The following is an 8,746-nucleotide window of genomic DNA, read 5'->3' on the forward strand; positions in this document are numbered from 1 at the left end:
CCGGAGACGACGCGCAACAGTCGGTGACCTATTTCTTGCGGAGCAGGATCATGATCGCCTCACGGTCGATCCCGCCGATCGCCCAGGCAACCGCAAAATAGACTAGCGCGCCGGTTCCGACCAATGCGCCGAGCCCGATGATCCGATCGACGATGCTGCCGAAGAACATCCCGCCGATGGCGCGGTTGATGGCGTAGAGCGCGGCCCCCATTGCGGCGGCGGCGATGAATTGGCGAATGACTCGGCTAACCAGCCAGGCGGGCATCCGAAAGTGGCCGCGATAATAGAGAATCCCGAACAGCAGGCCGAAATTGATCCACGCGCTGGCCGAGGTGACGGTCGCGAGTGCGTAAATCCCCATCACCGGGATCAGCAGGAAATTGGCGACCACCCCAAGGCCAAGCACGCTCATCGCGATTCGGACCGGGGTCTTGACGTCCTTGCGCGCATAGAACGCCGGGGTCAGCACCTTGACCAGCACGTAGGCGGGCAGGCCGGTGACGAGGATGGCGAGGATGTTGCCGGTGATGCGCGCGCTTTCGACGCTATATTCGCCGCCCTGGTAGAGCGCGCCGATGATCGGCCCTGCAGCCACCGCCAGCGCGAGCGTCGCGGGGAGGGTGAGCAGCATCGACAGGTCGAACGCGCGGGCCTGGACGTCGGCGGCCTCGACCTCGTCATCGCGGGCGATCGCCTGGCTGATCGACGGCAGGATCGCGACCCCAAGCGCGGTGCCGATGATCGACAGCGGCAATTGGTTGAGACGGTCGGCATAGCTCAAATTGGTCAGCGCGCCTTCGCCCAGGCGGGTCGAGAAATAAGCGTAGAATAATTGGCTGATCTGATAGACGCCGGCGGCGATCGTGGCGGGCAGGATCAGCACCACCAGTTCGCGCACGGCAGGCGTCATGCGCGGGCGACCGAAGCGGAGCCGCACCCCGGCGCGGCGAACCGCGATCCAGCACAATGCGAACTGGAAGATGCCGCCGACCAGCACCGCGATCGACATCAGGCGGACGGTCTCGATCTTGTCGGGCGGCGAGACCAGAAGCGCGACAATCAGCGCGACGTTGAGCAAGGCCGGGGCGAAGGCCGCGATGGCGAATTTGGTGAGCGAGTTGAGCACGCCCGAGAGCAAGGCGACGAGGCTGATGAATAGCAGGTACGGGAAGGTCCAGCGGGTCAGTTCGGTCGCCAGCTCAAGCTTTCCCGGCACCTTCTGATATTCGCCGGCAACCAGCACCATGATCCCGGGCATGAAGATTTCAAACACGATCGTGACCAGCAGCAAGGCGGGCATGAACACCGACAAGATCTCGTTCGAGAAGGCCTCGGCATCCTCATGCCCACCCGATTGCAGGCGGCGCGAGAACAAGGGCACGAACCCCGCCGAGAATGCCCCTTCCGCAAACAATCGGCGGAAGATATTGGGCAGCAGGAAGGCGAGGTTGAACGCATCATTGGCATTGCTTGCGCCGAGCATCCGGCTACCGATCATGTCGCGCACAAAGCCGAGTACCCGGCTGACCATGGTCAGCCCGCCGATCGACCCGATCGCCTTGTAGAGATTCATTCCTTGGACGGGGCCGGGTCGGCGGGGCCGCTATCGTCGCTCAGCGCAGGGTCGAACCCGGCCGGCAGCGGGGCGGCGTCGCCCGATCCATTGGGGAGCGCAGTTTCGGCTTGTGCTTCCATCTGGGCGACGAACGCGCGGCCGAAATCGATCGGCTCGAGCAGCAGTGGCGGGAAGCCGGCGTTCTGCACCGCCTCGGCGACCACCTGGCGAGCGAACGGGAAAATCAACTGCGGCGCATCGACCAGCATGAAGGGCGCCAAAGCCTCATCGGGGAAATTGCGCAGCCCGAATAGTCCGGCATAGCTCAGGTCGACGAGGAAGTGCGGGCCCTGGTCGGACTTGGCCGAAACATTGATCCGCAGCGTCACTTCATGAACTTCGTCGGCGATACGCTCGACGTTGATGTTGAACTGGACGTCGACCTGTGGCTGGACCTGCCACTGGAAAACATTCGGCGCATTGGGGCTCTCGACCGATAAATCCTTGATATATTGAGCAATCGCGGTGGCTTGGGGCTCGCCGTCGGGTCCGGGCTCCTGGGTGGGGATGATCGGGGTCTCGTCGGCCATGAAATCAAGTCCTTATAGTCAGCTGGTTGGGCGGTTGCACGCGCTCGATACGGTGCAAAAAAGAGGTGCCGCGCGCCTAGCAGCCGCGCTTTTCGGGCGCAATGGCGCACGGCATGATGGAGCGCCCTTTGAATCCGGGCGTTAAGCGTCTTATGTTAGGACTCCAAAGGAACGGATCCGAATCTTGACCGCAATTGTCATTCTTGCCCTCGTCGCCTTGTTTGTCGGCCTTCGCTTATATTCGGTGCTCGGTGAGCGCACCGGTCATGAGCAGCCGATCCTCAAACCCGCCGACCCCGATAATCGGGTCGAACAACCCAAGGTCGCCGCTGCTCGCGAGGCCGGTGCGATCACCGATAATGGTGATTTGGCCTATCTGCCGACCGCCGGGCCGGGGGTCAGGCAGATTTTGTCGGCCGATCCTTCATTCGATGTCGCGCGCTTCCTCGAAGGGGCGAGCGCAGCCTATCGGATGATCCTCGAGGCGTATTGGAAGGGCGAGCTCGATACGATCCGTCCGCATACCGACAGCCATGTCTACGACAGCTTTGCCGGTGCGGTGAAGCAGCGCGAGGCCGATGGACAGACGCTCGATAACCGGCTGGTCGCGATCGATCCGCCGGTAATCGTCGAGGCCGGGATGGAGCAAGGCGCAGCCGAGGTCACGGTGCGGTTCGAAGCCGATATAGCCGCCGTCACCCGCAACAAGGATGGCGAGGTAGTTGCCGGATCGATGAGCGATGCGGTCCAGACCCGCGAGCGCTGGACGTTCCGCCGCGATCTGAAATCGCGCGATCCCAACTGGCTGCTGATCGAGACCGACGAAGAAGAATGAGGCTGTTCCCGCGCGCGTTCGGCTTGGCCGCTGCGCTCTTGCTCGCCGGTTGCGCTACCCAGCGGCCCGCACCGCCGCCGGTCAATCTGCCGCCGTCAGTCCAGCCGGTCCCGGTTCCGGTGCCTGCGCCGCCATCCAATGCTGCTGCGGCGGGCATCATCGCCGAGCCGCCGCGAGCGATTGATGCCGCCACTGCCGAGCGCGCGCTGGCCGCCTTTCGATTATCGTGCCCGGTATTGGTCAAGCGGGTCGATTCGTCGGGCCTGACCCAAGCGGCGGATTGGGCCCCGTTATGCGCCGAGGCTGCACGCCTTACGCAGGGAAGCGCTGTATCGTTCTTCCAGACGCGCTTCGCCTGGCTTCGTGTCGGTGACGGCAAGGCCTTTTCGACCGGCTATTTCGAGCCCGAGATTCGCGGCAGCCGCACCCGCCAGCCGGGTTATGAAGTGCCGGTCTACGGGCTTCCGACCGACCTCGTGAAATGCACCAGTGCCGACGGCGTCAGCGGGCGCGGGATGATCGATCCGACCGGGCAATGCGTTGCTTACCCCGACCGCGCGGCGATCGAAGATGGCGCGATTGCGGGGCGCGGCTTGGAGATTGCGTGGGCCGCCGACCCGGTCGAGCTGTTCTTCCTCGAAGTGCAGGGATCGGGGCGGCTTGCCTTGCCCGATGGCGGGGTGATGCGGATCGGTTATGCGGGGCAAAATGGCCGCGATTATGTCGCGATCGGTCGGCTGCTCCGCCAGCGCAATCTGCTGCCCACCGGCGGCGCGACGATGGCCGGGATTGTCGAGTGGATTCGCGCTCATCCGGTCGAGGGCAAGGCGCTGATGCGCGAAAATCCAAGCTACGTCTTCTTTAGGGAAGTGGTTGGTGCGGGCCCGCTCGGATCGCTCGGCTTGCCGGTGACGGCGCGGGCGTCGATTGCGGCCGATCCGAAATTCATACCGCTCGGCGCGCCAGTATTGCTCGAGCTCGACCGGCCCGAAGCCAATGGATTATGGATCGCGCAGGACGTCGGCGGAGCGATCAAGGGCGCCAATCGGGTCGATACCTTCTGGGGGGCCGGGGCCGCCGCCAAAGCCATCGCCGGCGGAATGAGCGCATCGGGCCGTGCCTGGGTGCTGGTGCCGCGCGGTATAAATGTGCAAGCATTGAGCGGTGCGCATCCTAACCCCTGACGAAGCCGATCTGTGGGCCAAGGTAACCGCGTCGATCCGGCCGCTATCGCGCACGCCGATCGCGCAGGAAAAGGCCGCCGCGTTGCCGCCCGAGACAAGGGCGGCAGCGGCTCCGGCAAAGCCAATAGCGACGGCTCCGCCGCCACGCCGGGTCCCTCCTCCACCGCCACCGCGTCGGGTGATTCAGAACACGCTTGATGGTGGGTGGGATCGGCGATTGAAGGGTGGCACGGTCGAGCCTGACCGAATTCTCGACCTGCACGGTCATAATCTCGACCAGGCGTGGGAGGCGATCGACCGCAGCCTGGAAACCGCGATTCAGCGCGGTGAGCGGGTGTTGCTGTTGATTACCGGCCACGCGCGGGCAGGCGATCCGCCGGTCGAGCGCGGCCGGATCCGTGCGGCAGTTAACGATTGGCTGACGGTGTCGCGCCATTCGAGCCGGATCGCTGCGGTTCGCCAGGCGCATCGTCGCCACGGCGGGGGCGGCAGCCTGTACCTGATTTTGCGGCGTTAACCTTCCCGCTCGACGCAATTTTAACCCCGACCGTTTAATCGCATCGCTGTGGACGGCGGGGTAGACCGCCCAGGATCGAAAGTTTCGGCGCGGTAAATGAACGACGGCAATGCCCAGAAATTCAGCAACGTCCTCCTGTCCGGTGCGGCAGGGGTAGCCTCGTTCGTGTTTTCGCTGGTCGCTTTTCTCTACATTACCGAACTCGACACGCAGATCGTCGCTTCGCTTGTCGCCGGGACGTTTTGTTTGCTGATCAGCTACGTCGCCTCGGAGCGACCGAACAGCGAGAGCGCCCGATCACTGACCGCGCTGGCCGAGCGCCTGCTCGCCGTGGAAGAAGGCGACCTGACCTCGCCCGCCCCCGCGATTCTGCGCGAATCGAACCCCAAGCTCGCGGCCGCCGTCGATACCTTGTTCGAAGAAGTTCGGGCGTCGATCGAAAATGCCCACGCGCTGGGGATGTACGATCCGGTAACCTCGCTTCCTAACCGTCTCCATTTCCGGTCCGAGGCCGACAAGTTGCTGAGCACTGCCAATGGCAGCCGCTCGGCGATGCTGTTTATCGATCTCGACCGGTTCAAGGCTGTCAACGATTGCCTTGGCCATGCACGCGGCGACCAGTTGCTGGTGATGGTCGCCAACCGCCTGCGGGTCGTGGTGACAGCCGAAATCGGTGACAGCCAACTGCCTCGACCGCTACTCGCACGTCTCGCGGGCGATGAATTCACAATGTTCTTCCCGCAGATCGAAGGGCTCGCCGAGATCGAGATGATCGCCCGGCGTATCGCGCTGGCAGTGTCCGAATCGTTCGAGCTTCAGGGCCACAGCATCGATATCGGGGCGTCGATCGGGGTCGCGGTGTCACCCGATCATGGCTCGACCGTTGAATCTTTGATGCGCGCCGCCGATCTTGCAATGTATCGTGCCAAGGCTCGTGGCGGCGGGCAGCATTGCCTGTTCAGCGACGAATTGGCTAAGGAGCATCAGCTCCGCATTGAAACCGAAAACGCGCTTACCGATGTCGTCCCGCGCGGCCAGTTGCGGCTCGTGCTGCAGCCACAGATGAGCCTGACGACGGGCGAGACCACTGGCGTCGAGGCGTTGCTCCGCTGGCTTCACCCGCGTGACGGGGTACGGGCGCCGTCGACCTTCATCTCGATTGCCGAACAGACCGGCATGATCGGCGAGATTGGCGATTGGGTGATGGACCAGGTCGCGCTGATCCTGAGCGGCTGGCGTCGCCAGGGGATCGATCGCCGCCTGGCGTTCAACATCAGCCCGCGCCAGCTCGATCGGATCGATTTTTTCACCCGTCTGCGCCACGCCTTCGCCGCACAGGACGTGCCGCTATCGATGGTCGAACTCGAATTCACCGAGACCGCCGCAATGCAGTGCAGCGAGCATGAATTGGCCGAGATCGCCGCACTCCGCGCCGAGGGCGCATCGATCGCAATCGACGATTTCGGCACCGGTTATTCGAACCTGGCGCGGCTGCGCTCGATGCCGCTCGACCGGGTCAAGCTGGACCAGCAACTGATCGCCGATATCGAGACCAGCGAAAAAGCGCGGGTCGTCGTTCAGGCTGTTGTCCATCTGATCAAGGGCATCGATTGCGAGATCGTGGCCGAATCGGTCGAGAATAGCGCGCAGGCCGACATCCTCCGCGCGATGGGCTGCGACACGGTCCAGGGCTATGTCTTCGCCGAGCCAATGTATGAAGATGATTTCGAAGCTTGGATCAGCAATGCTGACGGTCGCCGTTCGGTCGCTTAGGTTAGAGCCCGCTCGATCACCCGCTGATAGATGTTCGCCAGCGTCTCGATATCCGCCACCGCCGCCGACTCGCCTACCTTGTGCATGCTCGCATTGGGCAGGCCGAAATCGACCACCGGACAAAGCGCGATCAGGAAGCGGCCGTCAGATGTGCCGCCGCCGGTCGAAAGCGCCGGCTTGATCCCGGTTTCATCCTCGATTGCCGAAACGACCAGGTCGTAAAGTTGACCGGGCGGGGTTAGGAAAGCCTCGCCGCTGATCTTTGCGACGACGCTCGCGCCGGGTGCTTCGCGTTCGACCACAGCCTCGACCATCCGCACCAGGTCGGCGCCGCGCTGCAAATTATTGAAGCGGATGTTTAGCCGCGCAGTCGCGCCGCCGGGGATGAGATTAGTCGCGCCGGGCGGACAGCCGATGTCGGTGAATTCCAGGTTCGACGGCGGGAAGCTGGCATTGCCTTCGTCGAGCACCAATGCGTCGAGCGCGGCGACGATTCGCGCCAGCTTCCCGATCGGATTGTCGGCGCGGTGCGGGTAAGCGACATGCCCTTGTGTACCCGGGACGGTGATCCACAAATTGACCGACCCGCGCCGACCGATCTTGATCGTGTCGCCAAGCGCCGCCTCGCTGGTCGGCTCGCCGATCAGGATCATGTCGGGTTTGAGCGCATGTTCGGCCAGCCAGTCGATGATCGCCGGGGTGCCGAACATTGCCGGGCCTTCCTCGTCGCCGGTGATCAGGAAAGACAGCGTGCCGCGATGCTCGGGAACCCGGCTCGCGGCGGCGGCAAAGGCGGCGATTGCGCTCTTCATGTCGTTTGCCCCGCGCCCGATTAGCCGTCCGCCCTCGATCAATGGCGCAAACGGATCGCTCGCCCAGCCGTCGCCCGGCGGGACCACGTCGAGATGACCGGCGAACCCGAAATGCGGGCTCCCGCTGCCGCGGATCGCGACCAGATTCTCGACCGGGCCGTCAGGCGCTTCGCCAGTGACGAACCGATGCACGTCGAACCCGAGCGGCAGCAACGCTTCCTCGAGCTGGTCGAACACCCGGCTTCCGGCAGGCGTGATGCTCGGGCAGGCGATCAGCCGCTTGGCCAATTCAATCGGATCGATCATGGTCATGGGCGCTGGACTAGCAAGGAGCGGGCCGTGCCGAAAGTCGATCTTTCACGCATCGAGGAAACCAATGCAACCGGCTATCCCGAGCCCTATGCCAGCGATGTCGCGGCGCGGCGCTATCGCCGGGTCGGCGCGGCGAGTGGACTGACTCGGTTGGGGATGTCCCAGTGCACCCTCGAACCCGGCGGCTGGTCGAGCCAGCGGCATTGGCATGAAGGAATCGACGAAATCGTGATCATGCTCGACGGTGACGCCGTGCTGGTTGAAGATGACGGCGAGACGATGCTGCGCCCCGGCGATATCGCGACCTTCGCGGCGGACGTCGCCAACGGTCATCATCTGATCAACCGCTCGGACATGCCCTGCACCTTCGTCGCGATCGACAATGCGCAAGGCGAGGGCGATTGCCACTATCCCGACGTCGACTTGCGGTGGAACATGGGCAAGGAACACTACACTCGGAAGGACGGCGGCGCGGTTTAGGCCTTTGTCTCGCCCTCATATTGTTCGATCACCCACGGTTCGTCCTGCGCCATCTCGATCCATTCGACCACGTCGCCGCGGTGGAGGACGGCTTCCATGTACGCGGCGGCGAACGGCGGGATCTTGACGCCATAGGTTACAAAACGTGTGACGACGGGGGCGAACATGATGTCTGCCGCGCACCAGGTACCGAACAGATAGTCGCCGCCGGTGGCGAAGCGCGCGCGGGCTTGGGCCCACAGGTTGAGGATGCGAATGATCTCGGCTTCGACTTCGGGGGACAGCACGGTTTCACCGTAATTGCGACGGACGTTCATCGGCAACTCGCGGCGGAGGTTGGAAAATCCCGAATGCATCTCGGCGGCCATCGATCGCGCCATGCCGCGCGCGCTTTCGTCTTCGGGCCAATATTTTTCGCGGCCTACGCGGTCGGCAAGGAATTCAATGATCGCCAAACTGTCCCAGACGACACAATCGCCGTCCCACAGGATCGGTACCTTGCCGAGAGAGGGAGCAAACTCGTCGCCTTCGCGGTGCTTCTCCCACTCCTCGCCGAACAGCGGCACCACCAATTCTTCGAACTCAAGTCCCGATTGCTTGCACGCCAGCCAGCCGCGCATCGACCAGCTGGAATAAGCGCGATTGCCGATGATCAGTTTCAGGATGTCACGGCCTCCAAAATCGCGGT

The 8,746-nt window shown here is 63.6% G+C and carries 9 protein-coding genes; 5 read left to right on the top strand and 4 right to left on the bottom strand.

The features are described from left to right. Positions 1-28: 28 nt before the first annotated feature. Together murJ and secB are read right to left on the bottom strand one after the other, a co-directional pair. Positions 29-1,573, bottom strand: coding sequence for a murein biosynthesis integral membrane protein MurJ (gene murJ / locus RMN73_RS06200; RefSeq protein ID WP_309602452.1), 1,545 nt, complete (start codon positions 1,571-1,573; stop codon positions 29-31). Next, positions 1,570-2,145: a protein-export chaperone SecB gene (gene secB, locus RMN73_RS06205; protein WP_309602453.1), complete on the bottom strand. Its 576-nt coding sequence runs from the start codon at positions 2,143-2,145 to the stop codon at positions 1,570-1,572. Before secB ends, murJ begins: the two co-directional genes overlap by 4 nt. Before the next feature lie 184 nt (positions 2,146-2,329). Between secB and RMN73_RS06210 the strand changes: the two genes are divergently transcribed. From RMN73_RS06210 to RMN73_RS06225, 4 genes are all read left to right on the top strand, one after another. Beyond that, positions 2,330-2,980 carry a Tim44/TimA family putative adaptor protein gene (locus RMN73_RS06210; RefSeq protein ID WP_309602454.1) on the top strand — a complete coding sequence of 217 codons (651 nt, stop codon included), beginning with the start codon at positions 2,330-2,332 and terminating at the stop codon, positions 2,978-2,980. Further along, positions 2,977-4,164 carry a murein transglycosylase A gene (locus tag RMN73_RS06215; protein ID WP_309602455.1) on the top strand — a complete coding sequence of 396 codons (1,188 nt, stop codon included), beginning with the start codon at positions 2,977-2,979 and terminating at the stop codon, positions 4,162-4,164. Before RMN73_RS06210 ends, RMN73_RS06215 begins: the two co-directional genes overlap by 4 nt. Continuing rightward, complete coding sequence (locus RMN73_RS06220; protein WP_309602456.1) at positions 4,145-4,681, top strand: Smr/MutS family protein; 537 nt, start codon at positions 4,145-4,147, stop codon at positions 4,679-4,681. Before RMN73_RS06215 ends, RMN73_RS06220 begins: the two co-directional genes overlap by 20 nt. 96 nt (positions 4,682-4,777) lie before the next feature. Next, positions 4,778-6,454, top strand: coding sequence for an EAL domain-containing protein (locus tag RMN73_RS06225; protein ID WP_309602457.1), 1,677 nt, complete (start codon positions 4,778-4,780; stop codon positions 6,452-6,454). On the opposite strand, the gene dapE is transcribed toward RMN73_RS06225, so the two are convergent. Beyond that, the gene (gene dapE, locus RMN73_RS06230; RefSeq protein ID WP_405051542.1) at positions 6,451-7,572 is read right to left on the bottom strand and encodes a succinyl-diaminopimelate desuccinylase; all 1,122 of its coding nucleotides are present in this window, start codon (positions 7,570-7,572) and stop codon (positions 6,451-6,453) included. The genes RMN73_RS06225 and dapE overlap by 4 nt on opposite strands. A 33-nt stretch (positions 7,573-7,605) precedes the next feature. On the opposite strand from dapE, the gene RMN73_RS06235 reads away from it, so the two are divergent. Further along, positions 7,606-8,058 carry a cupin domain-containing protein gene (locus RMN73_RS06235; protein ID WP_309602459.1) on the top strand — a complete coding sequence of 151 codons (453 nt, stop codon included), beginning with the start codon at positions 7,606-7,608 and terminating at the stop codon, positions 8,056-8,058. On the opposite strand, the gene RMN73_RS06240 is transcribed toward RMN73_RS06235, so the two are convergent. Further along, a complete protein-coding gene (locus tag RMN73_RS06240) occupies positions 8,055-8,720 on the bottom strand; it encodes a glutathione S-transferase family protein (RefSeq protein WP_309602460.1) in 666 nt (221 codons plus the stop codon). The genes RMN73_RS06235 and RMN73_RS06240 overlap by 4 nt on opposite strands. Positions 8,721-8,746: the final 26 nt, after the last annotated feature.

Origin of the sequence: Sphingomonas sp. (assembly GCF_031372575.1) — a bacterium.
In the GTDB taxonomy this organism is placed as follows: domain Bacteria; phylum Pseudomonadota; class Alphaproteobacteria; order Sphingomonadales; family Sphingomonadaceae; genus Sphingomicrobium.